The following is a 19,796-nucleotide window of genomic DNA, read 5'->3' as shown; positions in this document are numbered from 1 at the left end:
TAGGGAGGATATCAATTTGAATCAAAATATTTTAGAATCGTTCGGCTGGGATTCTTTTTTTGAGGAACAAGCTGTTGAGAACTTTGAAGTAGGACGAATTTTACTCGAGCATAAGCATATATATCGAATTATTTGTAATGATGGTGAGTATATGGCAGAACTGTCTGGGAAGTTTCGGCATGAAGTAGTTACGAAAGGCGATTATCCAGCAGTTGGTGATTGGGTGTATATAAAGAAAATAGAAGATGAAAAGAAAGCGATTATTCATCGTATTTTCCAGCGAAGAAGCTCTTTCTCAAGACAAGAGGCTGGAACAAGAACAGAAGAACAGATTATAGCAGCAAATGTAGATTATTTATTTTTAGTGAATGCACTTAATCATGATTTTAATGTTAGAAGGATGGAACGTTATTTATTATTAGCGTATGAAAGTGGCGCTATGCCAGTTATTGTTTTAACAAAGAGTAGTATATGTAATGATATAGAACAAAAAATTGTAGAAACGGAAGCTATAGCAATTGGTGTTCCTATTTTTGTTGTTGATAGTTTAGAGCATACAGGTATTGATTCGTTGAAACAATTCGTTTCTTCAGGGAAAACAATTGCTTTAGTTGGGTCATCAGGGGTAGGAAAGTCAACTTTGTTAAATGCGCTAATAGGAATTGAGGTAGCAAAAACGGGAGATATACGTGAGGAGGATAGTAGGGGAAGGCATACGACAACGCATCGAGAGTTATTTCAATTGCCAAGTGGCGCTCTCGTAATTGATACTCCCGGTATGAGGGAATTGCAACTTTGGGAAGGAAGCGAAGCGATTCAAACAACATTCTCTGATATTGAAGAACTTGCGACAACATGCCGTTTCCGTGATTGTAAGCATGAGAATGAACCAGGGTGCGCGGTGTATAGTGCAATTGAAAACGGACTTATTACGATAGATCGTTTGAAAAGCTATAAAAAATTACAAAGAGAACTGGCGTATTTTATAAGAAAACAAGATGCAATCCTTGCCAGAGCAGAGCGTGATAAGTGGAAAAAACTTTCTAAACAACATAAAAAAATGTAAAAACCAAAGGGTGCCCCTTTGGTTTTTTCTATTTGTAAATTTTATAATAATATTATTTATATATATAGACAAAGGGAAATTAATTGTTTAAACTTTACAAAGTATTCATCATAATAGGTTATGAAAATAATAATTAGGGATTGGGAAATATTCATAATTAACTCAATTTAACTTTTAAATTTGAAAATTAGGAGGTTCATAATGGGTAAACTATTAAATTTGTTTCGTGATATGAAAGTAGCAAAAAAGCTATTAATTTCATTCTTTGTAATTTTAATTGCGGCTGTGTCTATTATCGGAGGCATGTCTTATCAAACAGCCAAAAAGAATTTTGAATCGCAAATTAAGAGTAGTGCCAACGACAATATAAAAATACTGGATAATTTAATCAATCAAATGATTGATGCAAAATTTAATGATGTGAATAATTTTGCACGGGTGATTCAGGGGAATATGTATCAAGGAGATAATCAGGATGAATTAAGAAAAATGTTATCTCAATATATAAATTTAAATAAAGATATTGAACAAGTATATGTTGCCGGAAATGATAAAAAATTTGTACAAGAACCAAATATACAAATGGCAGCAGACTATGATCCAACAGAGCGTTCTTGGTATAAAGATGCGGTTGCAAAACAAGGTGGTATTGTTGTTACTGAGCCATATAAGGCAAAAGGAAATGGACATATTGTCGTAACAATCGCAAAACAAACAGAAGATAAAAATGGAGTTGTTGCGCTAGATTTAAGTTTAGATAATTTATTAAAAACATCAAAGTTAATTAATATTGGTAAAAAAGGATATGCCTTCATTTTAGATGGAAAGCAAAAAATAATTGCTCATCCACAAGAAAAATCAGGGGAAAAAGCGGCTGATTCTTGGGCAAAGAAAATTTATGAAGATAATCACGGTGCTTTTTCATATTCTTATGGCGGTAGTGAAAAGAATATGGTATTTGCTACAAATGTAAAAACAGGTTGGAAAATTGGTGGGACGATGTACTCAAGTGAAGTAATTGAAGCGGCTCAACCTGTATTTTATAATATGTTAATTGTTATGCTTATCTCATTAGTAGTAGGCGGGGCACTTATTTATTTTGTAACACTTTCAATTACGAAGCCTTTAAAGAGATTAGTTGTTACCTCTAAAGAAATAAGCGAAGGGGATTTAACGCAAACAATTGAAATTCATTCTAATGATGAAATCGGCCAACTTGCTAAAGGCTTTAATGAGATGACGAATTCGTTACGGACGTTAATTGGAAGAATTAACGATTCAGCTGGGCATGTTGCAGCGGCATCAGAAGAGCTAACTGCAAGTGTAAGGCAAGCGAGTGAAGCAACTGAGCAAATCACAATCGCAATGGATGAAATATCAAGTGGGGCAACGACGCAAACAACAAGCGTAGAAAATGGCGCTATGTTACTGTTTGATGTAACGGAAGGAATTCAACATGTAGCAAATAGTTCATCATCTATTAATACGGCTTCTGCACATACTCGTGAAAAAGCAGAAGATGGTGGGAAACTAGTAGGAAGAACAGTAAACCAGATGCAGTCTATTGCAGAATCGGTTTCACAATCAGATGCAGTTATACAATTACTAAATAATAAATCAAAACAAATTGGTGATATTTTAGAAGTAATTCAAAATATTGCAGATCAAACAAACCTTCTAGCTCTAAATGCGGCGATTGAAGCCGCAAGAGCCGGTGAGCATGGAAGAGGTTTCGCAATTGTTGCAGATGAAGTGCGTAAATTGGCAGAGCAGTCTAGCGTATCTTCTAGTGAAATTAGTAAATTAATATGTGAAATACAAGATGATATGGGTAAGACAGTCAAATCTATGAATCATGTAAATGAGGAAGTTCAATCTGGACTTGTTATCGCAAATGAAACGAAGCAAAACTTTGCTGAAATCTTACAATCTACAAATGAAATAGCTAATCAAATTAAGACGATGGTTGAAACGGCTAATGGAATGTCAAAAGGGGCAAATGAAGTATCTATTTCGGTAGGACAAATTGCAATGACAGCACAAAATAATGCGACAAGCACACAAAATGTTGCGGCTTCAGCTGAAGAACAGCTAGCTTCGATGGAGGAAATTGGATCTGCAGCAGGCACGTTATCTCAAATGGCTGAAGAGTTGCAAGGACTAATTGAGAGATTTAAAGTTTAATAGAGAACAGACTATCCCCTAGTAGCATTATGCCAATAGAGGGTAGTCTGTTTTATTGTGTAAAATCAAATGGAGATGTAAACTTCCTTTATGACGTTTAAAATGGTATTTTGCATAATGTTTGTCGAAAAATAGAGGTATTTGTTAGCTTTGTGTATAATTATTAACGTATAGAATACAAATAAAAGGAGAGTATTATGGGAGTGTATTGGGGGACAAAAAGACATTCTTGGCTTAGTTACGTCTCATTTTGGCTAAGTATTTCATTTTTTATTGTTTTTCTAATTGAAGTGTTTATATTAAAAACACTTTCGAATAGCTCGGTGCAAATTGTTAAATATTTTTATTTTATATTTGTACCAGTAAATATTTTTCTTAGTTTAAAGTTACTATTTAAGAAGAATGAAAAGAAAGCGTTACCTATTTTTAGTTTCATTGTCTCATTATTATTTGCAATTTTAATAATCGTATTAGTTTTAGCAGCTATAGGGAAGGTCTTTTGAGGGGAGTGGTATAAGTCACTCTCCTTTTTTATTTGTGGTAGTCTTACTATATGTAAAAGTGTGAATGCTGTGAACTAATAAAAGCAGAAAGTAGACAATATTTGCATGGATTAAAGTCTGTCGTTATTTGAACTTGTAAGAGTGTATGGAGTAATGAGGTAATATACATAATAATGGAGATAGAATTAGTTATTTTATAAGTATGTATGAAGCAAATGAATACGGTAAGAACGTTGATATATGGTACAATAGCTATGGATAGTGATAGAGATAAAGGGTATATAAAATACTCATCGTTTTTTAGTAAGAGAGGGGTTATCTTATGCTATACGAGGATTTGGAGACATTATTTCAAACAGCTCCGAAAGAAGATAGAGGCGGATGGAAATATATAATCCAAGAACAAAATAATACATTTAAAATTGTTGATGAAATACTGAAAAATCAAATGAGTGTCGAATTATATTTTAATGAATACGATGAGGTGAAAATCACTTTATATAAAGATGGAATTCCCATTACGACTATGCAAAGAATTGCGATTTCAAAAGTTGAATTAGACGAAGATGAAGAAGGTATTCACTTTGTTTTAGAGCGCATGCCTAGTCGAATGATTCGGTTGCAGTTAAAGCCATATTTAGCATTAGAAATGGGACCGTATTGGGAAGTATGTGATGATTGTGAATGAGCATAAAAAAGCATCCAATAACATGGATGCTTTTTTATGTTTTTTGAAGTTGTTTAAACGCAATGATTGGCAGTATAACAATACTTACCCATCCGATGATAGGATATAGAATGTGAAGTAAGTCACTGTAACCGATGTAGCTAAAGCAATAACTAATTAGTAAAATGAAGAAAATAATATTGTTATTTTTCCACCCAGTAATAGATTGCATCTGTTTTGTCATTCCGAACACATTACCAACTAAAGTTGTGAAAACTTCACCGAAAATAATGAGAACGAAAAAGAAGTGAAAAGTTGCATTAAATCTTCTTATGACTTCAGCCATTGGGATGTTATATTGGTAAAATTGATCGACTGATAAGATTGCTAAATGGCTGCATAATAAAATTAAAGAAAGTCCAGCACCACCTAAAATCCCACCCCAAAAAATAGCTTTTCGATCCTTTACTTCACTGGCTAATGGGACGAGAACACTTTGGGCGAGAGAAAGATTTAAGGCGACATATGTAATAGGGCTAGTAATCCATTTCATATTCCAGCTCTCTGCAGGAATAGTGTTGTTAATAGGAGTTGTACCGTGAAAAAAGGTTGTAATAGCAAGTCCGATAATAAAAATCATCATAATAGGTACGACAAGTGTATTTACTTCAAAAACACCTTGTAATCCGCGGCTACTTATAATGAGACAAGCGATAACTGTAATAAGAATACCGAGTTGTCTTGGTAAGCGAAGTTGCTCTTCAAATACTGCACCAGCCCCTGATAACATAACGCTCGTTACGCCGAATAAAACGAGTAATAATAATGTGTTTACAACATTCCCAAATACATCCCCAAATAAATATTTGTTAAATTCTTGCGCTGAAAATGCCCCGATTTGTGATGAAAGTAACATCATCTTTGTGCCAAGCCAAATAAAAAAAAATCCACTTACACATATGCCAATTGTCCCGTATAATCCATTCACTGTGAAAAATTCAACAATTTCTCGTCCAGTAGCAAATCCAGCTCCAACGACAGTTCCGATATAAGTAGCGGCTACTTTCTTTGCTACTTGCCATTGTTGATTGTCCATGTTATCCCTCTTTCTACTATGATGAGCTTGATGTACTATTATGCATATGTATGAGCTTGGACAATTAGACGTATGAAGTGTTTGAAAAAATACATGAATTTAATGATATTAGGGAAGCATTAAAGGTGTTAAAACTTTGTTACATATAAGCCAATTGTTCGAAAGGAAAGGGAATGTATGGTAAAATGTAATTAGGTTATTAAAAGATAAACATTACAAAATGATAAGAGGAGTGATTGTATGAGTACGAAAACAAATGTTGTTGAAGTATTAAACAAGCAGGTAGCAAACTGGAATGTGTTATATGTGAAACTACATAATTATCACTGGTATGTGACAGGGCCACACTTCTTTACATTACATGAGAAATTTGAAGAGTTTTATAATGAGGCTGGAACGTATATTGATGAGTTAGCAGAACGTATTTTAGCTTTAGAAGGTAAACCATTAGCGACAATGAAAGAATATCTCGCAACATCTAGTGTCAGCGAAGGGACAAGCAAAGAATCTGCAGAAGAAATGGTGCAAACATTAGTGAATGATTATTCTGCACTTATTCAAGAATTAAAAGAAGGTATGGAAGTTGCAGGTGAAGCTGGCGATGAAACATCAGCTGACATGCTGTTAGCAATTCATACAACATTAGAACAGCATGTATGGATGCTAAGTGCATTCTTAAAATAACGATAAATATAATAGAAACCCATTGAAAAATTATTTCAATGGGTTTTTTTATGATTTTTCAGTTTTCTTTTATGCTATAATATAGTAAAAAGGAGGCGATGCGATGTTTCGCTTTTTCAGAACTGGAAAAGAAGAGCGGGAAATTACGAAAGATGAATTAGAACAAGCGATGGCTCAGTTTTTAGAAACGAATGCTAATATCGTTTATACAGTATTAGTAAATGAAGATTATACAGTAAATTATGATTTGTTAAAACCGTATTTACCTGCATTTCCAACAAATGATTTTCTCATAACGAAGGAAACGCTTGAGGTATTTGAACATACAGCAGAAAATTTAAGCCTAGTGAAAGAAATTGATGTCGTACAAAAAGCAGTAGACCAATACGTAACAGAAAAAGAAATGTTCCCAATTGTTGAAGGTAGCGAAGATCGCCTCATATGCGGAATGAAGCTAGGACCTTACTTAAATCGTAGCTTAAAAAGAGACTTATATATTTCAGAAAAACATTATTTAGTTTCAAGTAAACCAGATAGAAAAAAACAAAAGAGCGGGTAGATGTAATGAAAACAACAATAGATATATTGTTGTCTTTTTTTGTTTGTTAAAATATTGATTTTTCAGTCTATTATTATTTATACTAAATGTATTGGACAGGGAAGAGTAACTATTAAGCATCATTTTGAGAATAAGGTATTGTTAGCGTGGGTTATACAAAGTGGTATAAAGATTCGCAAAAAATATTATAAAAGGTTTCGGGGGAATTGGTACATGAAAAATAGCATGACTTACATTCAATTATTAAATGAAACGTTACGTTGTTATGCAAATAAAGGAAGTTTTGAAGCGTACAATTATATAATGGAAAACGCTACAGGTGTAATAGGGAATGAGGCGCAAATATATAATTTTAAGTATGCACTCGCAAGTGCATCGGGACTTGAAAAAGAAGCATTACATTTAATGAGAGAGGCCATTATAGAAAAGGGATTCTGGTATGGAAATGAGTATTTAATTTCCGACGAAGATTTAAAATCACTACATAAATTTGAAGAATTTCATACAATGGTGCAATTATGTAAAGAAAGAGAAGAATTAGCACATAAAAAGGAAAGACCAGATGTGAAATATATATACAGCAAGAAAGAGGGAAATCTACTACTTACATTGCACGGTGACCAAGAAAATATACAAATAGTAGAACCATATTGGAAATCTGTGTTGACACAAGATTATATGTTAGCTTTACCACAGTCTTCACAAATTGAGTTTTCAGATGGATTTGTTTGGGATGATATAGAGAGAGGAAAAGAGGAATTAAAAGAGCATTACAATAAGTTTATAGAAAATCATACAGTAGAAAGTGTAATCATTGGTGGTTTTTCTGCAGGGGCGAGAGTAGCTTTATATACGATTTTACAACAAGATATAAATGTAGATGGTTTTGTTTTTATGGCACCATGGCTTCCCGAGATTGAAGAATGGGATGAGTTGTTAAGAGTGCTGCAGGATAAACATATAAAAGGATATATAGTATGCGGGGATCAAGATGAAGATTGTTTCGAATCCACGCAGCAATTTGTACAACTATTAAGAGAGAAGAATATAGAACATAAGTATAAAGTTGTGCCTGACTTAGATCATGATTATCCTATTAACTTTGAAGAGCTATTAAAAGAAGCTATTGAATATATAGGAAATGAAAACAATAAGTAGTAAGAAAAAGAGATGCATCACATGTGATGCATCTCTTTTTAGAATTATAAATTAAAAGCATTTGCTAATAAGCGATAAGACTTTAATTTATGTTCAAATTGATGAGTAATCGTGACAATCATAAATTCGTCAGTATTGTATGCTTTGCTTAAGTTTATTATTTTTTCTTTTACAGAAGACGGATCACCAACAATCATACGTTGACGATTTTCTTTTATACGGAATAAATCATAAGCGCTGTATGAATAATTTTGAGCAGTTTCAATAGAAGGTGTACCAGTAGTTCGTTTTCCTTGCTCTAATAATAAGATTGATAAATCTAAACTAGAAGCAATTTTTTCCGCTTCTTCATTTGTTTCTCCGCATATAACAAAGATGGCAACGATTGAATTAGGCTTATCTCCTAAAAATGAAGGCTGATATTGTTCTTGGTAAGCCCTCATAACTTCAGGGCCTCCGAAGCCGTTAATAAATTGTGCAAATGCGAAAGAAGCTCCGTTGTTTGCAGCAATTTTAGCGCTCTCTCCGCTAGAACCGAGCATCCACATTTCAGGAGACGTTGGGATAACTGGAGTGGCTTTTAAGTTTGCATAGTGATGGTTTTCTGGTACTTGATCATGTAAGTACATTGCAACGTCTGCAATTTGTTCTGGATATTGATCAAGTGAGACCATTTTCCCTTCTTGAAGTGCGCGAGTTGCTATTGGCATACCACCAGGAGCTCTACCAACACCGAGATCGATGCGGTTCGGATACAATGCTTCTAGAACACGGAAATTCTCAGCAACTTTATATGGGCTATAATGCGGTAACATAACACCACCTGAACCGACTCTAATACGGTCCGTTTTTGCGGCAATATGAGAAATAAGTATTTCTGGACTTGAACCAGCTAAGCTTACGGAATTATGATGTTCGGATACCCAAAAACGTGTGAATCCGAGTTTTTCAACTTCTTGTGCAAGCGTAACTGTATGTGAAAAAGCTTGGGCTGCTGTGCTACCATCTGAAATAGGTGATTGGTCTAATACACTTAACTTGATCATAGAATATACCTCTCAATCTTAATGTACATCCTATTATATATTTACTTATGAAAAATGCGTAGTGAAATGCTCAAAATGAAAAGCGGATAATCTTATTTCCGCTTTTAACGAGAAAATCCGCGTTCATAATGATTCATTTCGACTAGATTTAAAATATATTCATAGTTGTCAATTTCACGTTTTAGTTGTTCACGTTCTTTTTCAGATAGTGTCATATTGCTAAGTTTTTTACATAAGTTTTGTTTCTTTAATTCTAAATGTTTTTTTGTAGCATCATAGTCATAGGTATGTTTCATTTTTAACCACTCCTTCTTTGTAGTTGCTATATTATACGAAGTATAAAGAAAAGTGAGATCTGTCTCTTATGTACTTTTAGTGAATATTCAAATTGCAATGGTGTTATGTTTATGGGGATGTATGAATAAAATGCACTAAACCACTAACGTCCATTTGATGAAGTAAGGGGTGGAATTGTGCAGAAAGATATAATGTATAACACTGAAATGGATGAAGCGTTAAAAGTTATAGATAAAGGATTGAATAAGACGACAAGCCCAAAACAGATTATTGTAGTGGGAGCTGGTATGGCTGGGTTAGTTTCAGCCTCTTTATTAAAGGCTGCAGGACATGATGTGAAAATTTTTGAAGCAAATAACCGGGTAGGTGGCCGTATAGAAACGGTTAGAATGGAAGATACCGGATTATATTTAGATGTTGGAGCAATGAGGATTCCATATTCGCATACATTAACGATGACATATATAAGAAAATTTGGGCTACAGGTGAGACCTTTTATTAATAGGAATGAGACGGATATTATATACGTAAATGGACGGAAAACGACGTTAAAACAATATGAAAAAGATCCAAGTATTCTAAGATATCCTGTGGAAATGAATGAAGTTGGAAAAACGTCAGAGGAATTATTATTGTTAGCGGTACAGCCCATTATAAATTTTATAAAAAAGAACCCAGAAAAAAATTGGGACGTTGTAGTAAAGGATTTTGGAAGATACTCTACTGGGCAATTTTTAAAGTATCATCCTTATCAGTATAATACTTACTTTTCGCCAGTAACAATTGAGATGATTGGTGTTCTATTAGATTTAGAAGGTTTTTTGGAACGATCGTTTGTAGAGACTTTACGCTTTCTATACATTATGCAAGAGGAGAGCGGATTTTGTGAAATTGTGGGCGGGAACGATAGATTGCCAAAGTCATTTTTACCGCAATTAGAAGAGAATATTATATATAATCAAAAATTAATGAAGCTACATCAACACGATAATGGTGTGACAGCTTTCTATCGGAACGAGGAAACTTTTGAATATAGTAGTATTACAGGAGATTTAGTTATTGTTACCATTCCGTTTTCGACAATGCGTTTTGTAGAAGTAGATCCGTTTGATTCTATATCTCATGAAAAATGGAAAGCAATTCGTGAATTACATTATATGCCTGCGACGAAAATAGGAATTCAATTTAAAAGCCGATTTTGGGAAGAACAAGGACAATTAGGCGGCAGAATTATAACAGATTTGCCAATTCGTTATGCCTATTATCCAAGTTATGGAATTGGGCAGAAAGGACCGGCTATGATGTTAGGTAGCTATACATGGTCTTATGACGCGTTGTTATGGGATGGTTTATCAAAAGGTGATCGTATTTATTACGCATTACACAACTTAGCAACAATATTAGGTGGTCAAGTGTATGATGAGTTCATATCTGGAATATCAAAAAGCTGGACCTTGGATCCGTATGCGCTTGGAGGATTTGCACTTTTTCAAGCAGGTCAAGAATCTGAGTTGCAACCAGCGATTGTCAAACCAGAGGGGAGAATATTCTTCGCTGGAGATCATACAACGCTATATCACGGATGGATTCAAGGTGCGATTGAATCTGGAATTCGTGTAGCGGTGGAAGTGAATGAGTAAAAGGTTTTCAATTCAGAAAATTCTTTACTATATAACTTGAGATGGATATTATTATATATAAAAGAAATATAGGGAGTGTTTACAGTGAATCCGTTATTATTCGATTTTCCTTCTGAATTTTATACTGACAGGCTTTTTATTCGAATGCCGAAACCAGGAGATGGTAAAGTTGTATATGATGCAATTCAGGCTTCAATAGAAGAACTAAAACCTTGGATGGTGTTTGCACAAAAAGAGCAAACAGAGCAAGAAGTAGAAGAAAGTATTAGAAAATCACATATTCAATTTTTGCAACGTGAGGATTTAAGATTACTAGTATTTTCGAAAGAAACAGGTGAATTTATTGCTTCAGCCGGATTACATCGTATTAATTGGGATATACCTCAATTTGAAATCGGATATTGGATTGATACAAGGTTTAGCGGAAAAGGCTATATGGTAGAGGCTGCGAAAGGTATAACGGATTACGCTTTTTCTGAATTGAAAGCAAACCGTGTAGAAATTCGTTGTGATTCTTTAAATAAGAAGAGTAGAGCGATACCTGAGAAATTAGGTTTTAAGTTAGAAGGTACGTTAGAAAGTGCGAGTGTTGCGGTAGATGGAAACGGATTAAGGGATATGTGTGTATTTGCCATGACTAGAAATACATATGAAAAAGAAGAGCTGTAAGAAAATAGCTCTTCTTTTTATGCATTATGGTACAGGATGTCCATTAGAGCTTTCGAAAATTGTAAACCATTGTTGACGGTCTAAGTTAACTTTTGTAGCAAGAGCAGCAGTTTTTACGCGATCTAATTTACCAGAGCCAACGATTGGCATCATATTAGCTGGATGAGCAAGTAACCAAGCATACATAACCGTATCGATATTAGAAACACCTAGCTCAGTAGCAACTTTTTGCACAGTTTCGCGTACACGTACAGCACGTTCTGATTGACCAGTAAAGATCTCACCACCAGCAAGAGGTGACCAAATCATTGGATTGATTCGTTTTTCTTGGCATAAGTCAATTGTTCCTTTTTCAAAATGCTCAAGCTGCAATGCAGAAACTTCAATTTGGTTCGTAATAAGTGGAAAATCTAAGTACGAATTTAACATATTAAATTGTGAAGGTAAGAAGTTAGATACACCGAAGTGACGAACTTTTCCTTCTTGTTTTAATTGTGAAAAGGCTTTTGCCACTTCATTTGGATCCATAAAAGGATCGGGACGATGAATAAGTAATACGTCAATATAATCTGTATGTAAATTTTTAAGTGATGCTTCTACACTTTGTATAATATGCTCTGTACTAGTATTGTAGTGAGCAACATATCGTTCTGGAAATTTCGGTGATGGGGGAGCGATTCCACACTTTGTAATAATTTGCATGTTTTCTCGTAAGGAAGGCTTTAATTGTAAAGCTTCGCCAAATAACCCTTCACACGTATATGCGCCGTAAATATCAGCGTGATCAAAAGTAGTAATTCCCATATCCATACAATCTTCAATGAAAGAAAGTAATTCTTGTTTTGTCATATTCCATTCTGCTAAACGCCAAAATCCTTGAATAATACGAGAAAATTCTAGCGTTTCAGCCATTTGAACTCGCTCCATTATAAGTACCCCCTTGATGAATAATAATGTTTTGAAAAGGCTTTCTTACTACATATTATTATATAGTTAATTAGGTGTACAGACAATAAATATGTTTTGCTATAAAAACGATTTTTTCTATCATGCCTTTCGAGAGGACTCCCATCTCTAAACGTAAATGAAGGTGGTGAGGTGAATCGAAAGAAATATTTTATTTTTGAGAAAAAACGGAAACATATGTTCTTTTTTGCTATAATATCCTTAACAAGAAGGTGAATAAAATGGCAAAAGAAAATCCATCAAACTATAAAACTCTTCAAATCTGGATAAAAAAAGGGCATCGTATGTATTCTTATTTTCAAGAATGTTGTCATAACGCTAAGAATATGTACAACACCACAAACTTTTATATACGCCAGGTGTACACTGGATTAACACAAGAAAAAGAGTTGCAGCCTTTGCAAAAAGAAGTTCTGGATAATATTCATAAAAATATTGGGAAGATGAATGACACACAACGTCTTGCCTATCGGAAGAAATTGGAGAAAGAGAAAGTAAAGCCTAAAGAAGAACAGAAAGAGATTACATGTAATTTGTTTTCAGAACCTAATTTTGAAAAACCTTATGTAGATTACAACTTTCTAGATGCACTATTTAAGGCTATGATTCAAAATGATTATCGAGCTTTGCCTACGCAATGTAGCCAGTCCATCATGAAAGGTTTGTTCCAAAATTGGAAATCTTTTTTTGCTAGTTTAAAAGACTATAAAAAGAATCCAAACAAATATGATGGAATGCCTAGGATTCCAAAGTATATTCGTTCTTCTGAAAAAGAGATTCTGTATACAAACCAAGATTGCATCATTAAAAACGGTAGATTTTTAAAGTTTCCAAAGACGAAATTGCAATTAAATATTGGGAAACTAGGTTTCACTGAAGGTAAACTGAAACAAGTTCGTGTGATTCCAAAATACAATGAATATGTAGTGGAATTGGTAATTGATGTTCCTTCTGAACAACAAATGATTGAAGAGAATGCTCGTTATATGAGTATTGATTTAGGGATTGATAACCTTGCAACCATCGTAACAAACACAGGTATGAAACCTGTCCTTGTTAAGGGCAAACATGTCAAAAGCATAAATCAATATTACAACAAAATGAAGAGTCATTTTACAAGCATTCTTAGAAATGGAAAACAAACGAATGAAGGACCTTTTACTTCTAAAAGGATAGAAAAACTTCATCAAAAACGTTACTTGAAAATAAAAGACGTCTTCCATAAAGTTAGTCACCACATCGTAAAACTAGCTCAAGAAGAAGAAGTTTGTAAAATCGTTATTGGTCAAAACAAAAGTTGGAAACAAGAAACGAATATGGGAAAAAGAAATAACCAATCGTTTTGTCATATCCCACATAATTTACTGATTCAAATGATTACATACAAAGCAAATGCTGTAGGCATTCAAGTTGTTGTAACTGAAGAATCATATACATCGAAAGCAAGTTTTCTGGATAACGACTTCATTCCAACGTATGGAGAAAATGACCAAAATACAACTTTTTCAGGAAAACGAATAAAGCGCGGTATATATCGTTCAGCAAATAAAACTTTAATTAATGCAGATGTAAATGCTGCGGCTAACATTTTACGAAAAGTAATTCCAAATGCATGGACAAATGGGATAGAGGGGTTAGGCGTGAAACAGCTCGCTAATGTGTTAACTCCCCTGACGTTAATCGTCCGTTAGGTCGAAACGTTAGAAACCCCCACTTCAAACTTTGTTAAGTGGGGGAGTGTTCATATGTTATAATGTAGAAACATATAGCTATAAGGAGATGTACGAAATGATTCCAGTAACAATATTAACTGGTTTTCTTGGATCGGGGAAAACGACATTATTAAATCGTATTTTATCAGAAAATCACGGTAAGAAATTAGCGGTGATTGTAAATGAAATAGGGAAAATTGGCATTGATAATCAGTTGATTATGAATGTGGAAGAAGAAATTATGGAAATGACAAATGGCTGTTTATGCTGTACTGTACGTGAAGACTTACTTGTTGCTTTAAAACAGTTATTGGACGTAAAAGCAGAAGGGAAAATGGATTTTGATGGTTTAGTAATTGAAACGACTGGCCTTGCAAATCCAGGCCCGATTATTCAAACATTCTTTTTAGATCCAGTCATCCAATCTGCTTACCAAATTAACGGTGTTGTAACGGTGGTAGATAGTTATCATATACATAAACATTTTGAAAAAGGATTAGAAGCAAAAGAGCAAATTGCGTTTGCTGATGTTGTTTTAGTAAATAAATTAGATTTAATTGAAGAGAATGAGAAAGAAAATCTCTTGCATGAAATTCAAGGAATTAACCCGACTGCAAAGTTAATTGAGGCGACTAACTGTGAGGTAGATATACCATCTTTATTACAAATCCAAACGTTTAAAACGAAAGATACGTTGCAAATTTACCCTCATAAAGAACATAACCACTTAGAAGGTGTGAAATCATTTGTATTACGTGAAGAACGTCCGCTGGATTTACAAAAGCTTAATGAGTGGATGTCAGCTGTCGTGCAAGAGCTAGGGGAATATTTATATCGTTACAAAGGAATTTTATCGATAGACGGAGTAGATAAACGTATCGTTTTCCAAGGTGTACATACGTTATTTGCTGCTTCGTACGATAGAGAGTGGCAAGAGGGCGAAGAGCGAGTAAGTGAAGTAGTTTTTATCGGAAGAGATATTAATAAAGAGTGGTTCCAAGAACATTTCGAGGAGTGTGTGAAATAAGTCTGCGTAAATTGTAGGCTTATTTTTTATGAGCATTCTATTAGATTGCAAAACAGAATTAAATAAGGGAAAGAAACTAAAAATTGATGACTGTATAATAAAAAGCCTGTTTTCACAGGCTTGTATTTTCGTCTATTAGTAACTCCATTACAACACCTACAACTGGACCTTCATCATCAATATCCCCATTTAAGCGGAAACCAAATGATTCATACAGTCCCATTGCAAGTTTGTTGTCTGGATGTAAACTTAAGTAAATTATTTTACATTCAAATTTTTCTTGTAAGAATTGAATAAGTAAGCGAAGGAAACGTTTTGCGTATCCTTTTCCTTGATATTGTTGGTCAATCATAAAGCGATCGAGCCATACACTTTTATGTTTTACTGAATACCATCCATACATTGCGTATCCTACAAGTGTTTCGCCATCATATAAACCTACTGACGTTCCGTTTCCTTCATATAATGATTCTGCTAAAGAAAACGCGTTACTTTCAATAAATTGTTGCTGATCTTTTGCGACGTCTAAAGCAACTACTGAACGCCAATTTTTTGCTGTTACTTCACAAATGTGAAGATTCATAATTCCAACTCACCTTCTAAATTAATATAGCTTTCAAGCTAATATGGATAATTTTACTTGTTATTTTGGTCAAGTCAAGGATAAATACATAAAAAGGCAGCTGAATAACAGATTCAGCTGCCTAGAAAATATAATGGATTAGTTTGTTGCTTCTTTCAATGTATTTACGTTTTCTTCCATTAAAGTGAAGTAATCTTTATTATTTTTTGCATCATCTTCAGAAATAGTAGCTAAGTGATTTAAGCGTAAAACTTTTGTACCAGTTTCTTTTTGAATTACGGATGCTACTTTTGGAGTAGAGAACGTTTCGAATAAAATATATTTTAGATTATGTTCTTTTACTGTTTTTGTAATGTCAGCAAGCTGCTTTTGAGATGGTTCATCAGAAGCTGAAATTCCAGCGATAGGAATTTGTTTTAGGCCGTATCGTTGTTCCCAGTAACCATAGGCAGCATGAGAAACTAAAATTTCTTTCGTTTTTGCGTTCGCTACAGCTGCCTTAAATCCATCGTCTAAATCAGTAAATTTAGTTTGAAGTGCTGCAAAGTTTTTTTCGAATTCTTTTTTATGTTCAGGTTGTAATTCTACAAGTGCATTTTTAATTTTTTCTGCTTGTTTCATTGCTAGAGTAGGATCTAACCAAACATGTGGGTCTTTATCGTGATGATGTTCATCTTCTTTATGGCCATCTCCATGATCATGATGCTCTTCTTCAGTAGAAGCACGAAGCTCAATACCTTTAGATGCATTTACAATTTTAACATTTTCTTTTTGTAATGTTTTTTCCATTTTTTCAGCAAATGGTTCTAATTCAGCGCCGTTATAAACAAATAAATCGGCTTTTGCAACTTGTACTGTTTGTTTTTGACTTGGTTCAAATGTATGTGAATCTGCACCAGGTGGGTAAATTGCTTCAACATTTACATAGTCGCCACCAATTTTCTTTGCGAAATCAGCAAGTGGGAAAATCGTTGTATAAACTGTTAGCTTTCCATCTTTCTTGGCATTACTTTCTTTTTTATTTGAGCAGCCAGCGAAAATTAAGGTAAAAATAAGTAAGAATGAAAATATAGTCAATCTTTTAGGCATGAAGTTCTCCTCTTTTCTTTTTTACGGATATATTTTCCCCAATTATAGAAGAAAAATATCATTTTAATACAAAACGGAATAATTACGTTTTAGTTTGCGAACTTAGTATAATACATCTTTAATAAAGTTGCAATAAATAATAATCATTCCGATTTGTTTTTGTTATAAAGTTGTCAAATATAGGTGTATTATTTTTGCAAATGCATGCATATGTGACAACGCTGTTTTCATATATTGAAAAGGAGGTAAAGAGGGGGATGAGCGCTTGGGTTACTTAATGGAAGCTATTTTATTAATATTAGCGGTAGTATTGCCATTATCTTTCGTATTAATTTTTTTAAGAAGATTAATAAGTAATTTAGGGGACGCTACAACAATAACGAAATTACAAGAGAGAAATGAGAAAAAAGAGTGAGTAAAGCACTATGCGTACGCATAGTGTTTTACTTGTGGTAAAATAAGAGCAGGAAACTCCTAAAGGTTGTATTTTACTGAAGGAGAGAAAAGTAAAATAAGAGGTATATGTATATATGAATAAGCGAACAGCGTTAATACTTGGTGCAAGTGGTTTAGTTGGACAAGAGATAACGCGTCTATTACTTGAATCAGATTACTACGATTCGGTTACTATTTTTGTAAGAGAGCCAATGCAATTGCAACATGAGAAGTTACAGCAGAAACAAGTTGATTTTTCGGTATTAGAGGAATATAAAGAGTTCTTTGCTGTGGATGATGTTTTTAGTTGCTTAGGAACAACAATAAAAAAAGCAAAAACAAAAGCAAATTTTAAAAAAGTAGATTATGAATATACGTTACGAGCTGCTTGTTTAGCTGAAAAACAAGGGGTACAAAATTTCCTTGTCGTGTCTTCTATGGGAGCGAATCCTAAATCATTTTTCTTTTATTCACAAGTGAAAGGGAAAATGGAAGAAGAATTGCAAAAGTTAGTGATCGGTGGTATTCACATTTTTAGACCATCATTATTAGTAGGAAATCGACAAGAATTTCGTTTCGGCGAACAAATGGCTGAAAAGTTATCTCGTATTATTCCTTTTATCTTTAAAGGGGCTTTCAAAAAGTATAAACCAATTTCAGCTAAAGATGTGGCGAAAGGGATGTATATAACCGCGCTGCGAGAAGAATCGGGTATCCATACTTATAATTCAAATGAAATTACAACGATAGAATAAATAAAACCGAGAAGAATGACTTCTCGGTTTTATTTATTCGTATGAATTTTCCCTGGCGCTCGCTTGTATTGATATGGTTCTTGCAATTCAAAGCCAAGTTCATTGGCCGCTATTCTCGGGAAGTACGGATTGCGAAGTAACTCACGTCCGATGAAAATTAAATCAGCTTCGTTATTGTTTAAAATTTGCTCTGCTTGTACTCCGGTCGTAATTAATCCAACTGCACCAGTTGCAATGTTAGCATGCTCTTTAATATGTTTAGCATATTGTACTTGATACCCAGGATAAACATCGATGTGTGCAGGGACAACAGCTCCAGAGCTACAATCGATTAAATCTACTCCTTGTTCTTTCATCCATTTTGTATACTGAACATAATCTTGAACTGTTAACCCTTCAGGATGATAATCATTTGCTGAAATACGGACAAATAACGGTCCGTTCCAAACTTCATTTATCGAGTCAATGATTTCGCGTAAGAAACGATAGCAGTTTTCAGGTGAGCCGCCGTATTCATCCGTCCGTTTATTAGTAAGTGGTGATAGGAATTCATTGATAAGGTAACCGTGAGCGCCATGTATTTCAATAACATCAAATCCAGCTTGTTTTGATCGTACTGCAGCTTGCTGAAAAGCTAATACAGTATTTTTAATTTGGTGTTTGCTCATTTCTATTGGCATTTTCATTGTTTCATTAAATGGAATGGCTGAAGGAGCTAACGCATCTGTTTCTAATTCTGCTTTTCTTCCGGCGTGAGCGAGTTGAATGGCAGCTTTTGCGCCGTTATCATGTATAAAAGTAGTCGTTTTATGTAAGCCTTCAATTAGGTTGTCATCCCAAATACCTAAGTCTTTGTTAGAAATTCGTCCTTCAGCTAACACCGCAGTTGCTTCAACCATAACTAAACCTACTTGGCCAGCAGCGCGAGTTCCATAATGAATGAGATGAAAATTCGTAACGCTGCCATCCTCATTCCCCGAGGAATACATACACATAGGCGACATAACGATACGATTTTTTAGTGTAACGTTCTTAATTGTATAAGGTGAAAAAAGCTTGGAATTCATCAAATAGCCTCCTTGATTGAATTTTCTTATATTTTACCATTCTCTTTTTTGTTTCTCTAATAAAACGCTTATACGAAAAATTTTGTATATTCGTGTTACAATGACTAATATGAACTGAATTGGAGGATGGCATATGTACCAGGCTTATTATGAAAGCGAATTAGGTTTGCTTGAAATTACAGCGAATCAAGAAGGAATTACGTCTGTTATATTTGTTGATGAACGACAAGAAGAAAATAAAAATGAAATGATAGAACAATGTATAAATGAGTTAGATGAATATTTTAAAGGGAAAAGAAAAGAGTTTACGGTCCCGCTGTCTGCGGAGGGAACAGCATTTCAAAAAAATGTATGGGATGCACTTTATACTATTCCATACGGCGTAAGTGCTTCATATTTAGATATTGCAGAGAAAGTTGGAAATATAAAAGCTGTACGGGCAATAGGAGGGGCAAATAGTCGGAATCCAATTTCAATAATTGTTCCATGTCACCGTGTAATAGGAAAGAGTGGAAAGCTTGTTGGATATGCTGGTGGTTTATGGAGGAAAGAGTGGTTATTAAAACACGAAGGTATTTTGAAATGACGTATGG

General features: G+C 34.2%; 21 protein-coding genes and 1 pseudogene. 15 read left to right on the top strand and 7 right to left on the bottom strand.

Annotation, left to right across the window (positions count from 1 at the left end; all coding sequences use genetic code 11):
• Positions 1 to 16 precede the first annotated feature (16 nt).
• From rsgA to GBN91_RS05890, 5 genes and pseudogenes are all read left to right on the top strand, one after another.
• Positions 17 to 1,066, top strand: coding sequence for a ribosome small subunit-dependent GTPase A (gene rsgA / locus GBN91_RS05905; protein ID WP_046392630.1), 1,050 nt, complete (start codon positions 17 to 19; stop codon positions 1,064 to 1,066).
• 201 nt (positions 1,067 to 1,267) lie between these two features.
• Positions 1,268 to 2,308 (top strand): annotated as a pseudogene (locus GBN91_RS29665) (HAMP domain-containing protein); the annotation flags it as partial.
• Positions 2,303 to 3,250 carry a methyl-accepting chemotaxis protein gene (locus GBN91_RS29660; RefSeq protein ID WP_407707358.1) on the top strand — a complete coding sequence of 316 codons (948 nt, stop codon included), beginning with the start codon at positions 2,303 to 2,305 and terminating at the stop codon, positions 3,248 to 3,250. The pseudogene GBN91_RS29665 and the gene GBN91_RS29660, both read left to right, overlap by 6 nt.
• Before the next feature lie 197 nt (positions 3,251 to 3,447).
• A complete protein-coding gene (locus GBN91_RS05895) occupies positions 3,448 to 3,753 on the top strand; it encodes a hypothetical protein (RefSeq protein WP_000539569.1) in 306 nt (101 codons plus the stop codon).
• Between the two features lie 322 nt (positions 3,754 to 4,075).
• Positions 4,076 to 4,441: a DUF3979 family protein gene (locus tag GBN91_RS05890; RefSeq protein ID WP_000965067.1), complete on the top strand. Its 366-nt coding sequence runs from the start codon at positions 4,076 to 4,078 to the stop codon at positions 4,439 to 4,441.
• 34 nt (positions 4,442 to 4,475) lie between these two features.
• Here the strand turns inward: GBN91_RS05890 and GBN91_RS05885 are convergent, their stop codons facing one another.
• On the bottom strand, positions 4,476 to 5,516 hold the full coding sequence (locus GBN91_RS05885; RefSeq protein WP_000370210.1) for a YkvI family membrane protein: 1,041 nt from the start codon (positions 5,514 to 5,516) through the stop codon (positions 4,476 to 4,478).
• A gap of 240 nt (positions 5,517 to 5,756) precedes the next feature.
• Between GBN91_RS05885 and GBN91_RS05880 the strand changes: the two genes are divergently transcribed.
• The 3 genes from GBN91_RS05880 (at position 5,757) to GBN91_RS05870 (ending at position 7,917) form a co-directional block, all read left to right on the top strand.
• Positions 5,757 to 6,200: a Dps family protein gene (locus GBN91_RS05880; protein ID WP_000105199.1), complete on the top strand. Its 444-nt coding sequence runs from the start codon at positions 5,757 to 5,759 to the stop codon at positions 6,198 to 6,200.
• Positions 6,201 to 6,303: 103 nt separating this feature from the next.
• The gene (locus GBN91_RS05875) at positions 6,304 to 6,759 is read left to right on the top strand and encodes a DUF3939 domain-containing protein (RefSeq protein ID WP_000488210.1); all 456 of its coding nucleotides are present in this window, start codon (positions 6,304 to 6,306) and stop codon (positions 6,757 to 6,759) included.
• A 213-nt stretch (positions 6,760 to 6,972) separates the two neighbouring features.
• Positions 6,973 to 7,917, top strand: a complete 945-nt coding sequence (locus GBN91_RS05870) for an alpha/beta hydrolase (protein ID WP_000798313.1) — start codon at positions 6,973 to 6,975, stop codon at positions 7,915 to 7,917.
• A gap of 44 nt (positions 7,918 to 7,961) precedes the next feature.
• Here the strand turns inward: GBN91_RS05870 and GBN91_RS05865 are convergent, their stop codons facing one another.
• Together GBN91_RS05865 and GBN91_RS05860 are read right to left on the bottom strand one after the other, a co-directional pair.
• Positions 7,962 to 8,963 carry an LLM class flavin-dependent oxidoreductase gene (locus tag GBN91_RS05865; RefSeq protein WP_000594045.1) on the bottom strand — a complete coding sequence of 334 codons (1,002 nt, stop codon included), beginning with the start codon at positions 8,961 to 8,963 and terminating at the stop codon, positions 7,962 to 7,964.
• 104 nt (positions 8,964 to 9,067) lie between these two features.
• The gene (locus tag GBN91_RS05860; RefSeq protein ID WP_000683359.1) at positions 9,068 to 9,259 is read right to left on the bottom strand and encodes a DUF3896 family protein; all 192 of its coding nucleotides are present in this window, start codon (positions 9,257 to 9,259) and stop codon (positions 9,068 to 9,070) included.
• 177 nt (positions 9,260 to 9,436) lie between these two features.
• Between GBN91_RS05860 and GBN91_RS05855 the strand changes: the two genes are divergently transcribed.
• A complete protein-coding gene (locus GBN91_RS05855; RefSeq protein ID WP_001168130.1) occupies positions 9,437 to 10,900 on the top strand; it encodes a flavin monoamine oxidase family protein in 1,464 nt (487 codons plus the stop codon).
• 84 nt (positions 10,901 to 10,984) lie between these two features.
• A complete protein-coding gene (locus tag GBN91_RS05850) occupies positions 10,985 to 11,569 on the top strand; it encodes a GNAT family N-acetyltransferase (protein ID WP_001068736.1) in 585 nt (194 codons plus the stop codon).
• Between the two features lie 24 nt (positions 11,570 to 11,593).
• Here the strand turns inward: GBN91_RS05850 and GBN91_RS05845 are convergent, their stop codons facing one another.
• Entirely contained in the window at positions 11,594 to 12,496 is a 903-nt protein-coding gene (locus GBN91_RS05845) for an aldo/keto reductase (RefSeq protein WP_049107628.1), read from the bottom strand.
• A 260-nt stretch (positions 12,497 to 12,756) separates the two neighbouring features.
• On the opposite strand from GBN91_RS05845, the gene GBN91_RS05840 reads away from it, so the two are divergent.
• A complete protein-coding gene (locus tag GBN91_RS05840) occupies positions 12,757 to 14,226 on the top strand; it encodes an RNA-guided endonuclease InsQ/TnpB family protein (RefSeq protein WP_049107629.1) in 1,470 nt (489 codons plus the stop codon).
• A 97-nt stretch (positions 14,227 to 14,323) separates the two neighbouring features.
• Entirely contained in the window at positions 14,324 to 15,274 is a 951-nt protein-coding gene (locus GBN91_RS05835) for a CobW family GTP-binding protein (RefSeq protein ID WP_000613418.1), read from the top strand.
• A gap of 112 nt (positions 15,275 to 15,386) precedes the next feature.
• Here GBN91_RS05835 and GBN91_RS05830 read toward each other — a convergent pair whose 3' ends face one another.
• Positions 15,387 to 15,857 carry a GNAT family N-acetyltransferase gene (locus GBN91_RS05830; protein WP_001048677.1) on the bottom strand — a complete coding sequence of 157 codons (471 nt, stop codon included), beginning with the start codon at positions 15,855 to 15,857 and terminating at the stop codon, positions 15,387 to 15,389.
• Positions 15,858 to 15,995: 138 nt separating this feature from the next.
• Positions 15,996 to 16,946 (bottom strand): metal ABC transporter substrate-binding protein, encoded by a 951-nt coding sequence (locus tag GBN91_RS05825; protein ID WP_001126148.1) that lies wholly within the window; start codon positions 16,944 to 16,946, stop codon positions 15,996 to 15,998.
• Between the two features lie 265 nt (positions 16,947 to 17,211).
• Here GBN91_RS05825 and GBN91_RS28750 point away from each other — a divergent pair, with 265 nt between their 5' ends.
• Complete coding sequence (locus tag GBN91_RS28750) at positions 17,212 to 17,361, top strand: hypothetical protein (protein ID WP_000540933.1); 150 nt, start codon at positions 17,212 to 17,214, stop codon at positions 17,359 to 17,361.
• 115 nt (positions 17,362 to 17,476) lie between these two features.
• A complete protein-coding gene (locus tag GBN91_RS05820) occupies positions 17,477 to 18,136 on the top strand; it encodes an oxidoreductase (protein WP_001042735.1) in 660 nt (219 codons plus the stop codon).
• Between the two features lie 29 nt (positions 18,137 to 18,165).
• Here GBN91_RS05820 and namA read toward each other — a convergent pair whose 3' ends face one another.
• Positions 18,166 to 19,203 carry an NADPH dehydrogenase NamA gene (gene namA / locus GBN91_RS05815; RefSeq protein ID WP_076876562.1) on the bottom strand — a complete coding sequence of 346 codons (1,038 nt, stop codon included), beginning with the start codon at positions 19,201 to 19,203 and terminating at the stop codon, positions 18,166 to 18,168.
• 133 nt (positions 19,204 to 19,336) lie between these two features.
• On the opposite strand from namA, the gene GBN91_RS05810 reads away from it, so the two are divergent.
• Positions 19,337 to 19,789, top strand: a complete 453-nt coding sequence (locus GBN91_RS05810) for a methylated-DNA--[protein]-cysteine S-methyltransferase (RefSeq protein ID WP_000283907.1) — start codon at positions 19,337 to 19,339, stop codon at positions 19,787 to 19,789.
• The last annotated feature ends 7 nt before the right edge of the window (positions 19,790 to 19,796 follow it).

It is taken from the genome of Bacillus sp. B1-WWTP-T-0.5-Post-4, from assembly GCF_009183795.1.
Lineage (GTDB): Bacteria > Bacillota > Bacilli > Bacillales > Bacillaceae_G > Bacillus_A > Bacillus_A cereus.
This window is presented reverse-complemented; position numbering and strand designations above follow the sequence as displayed.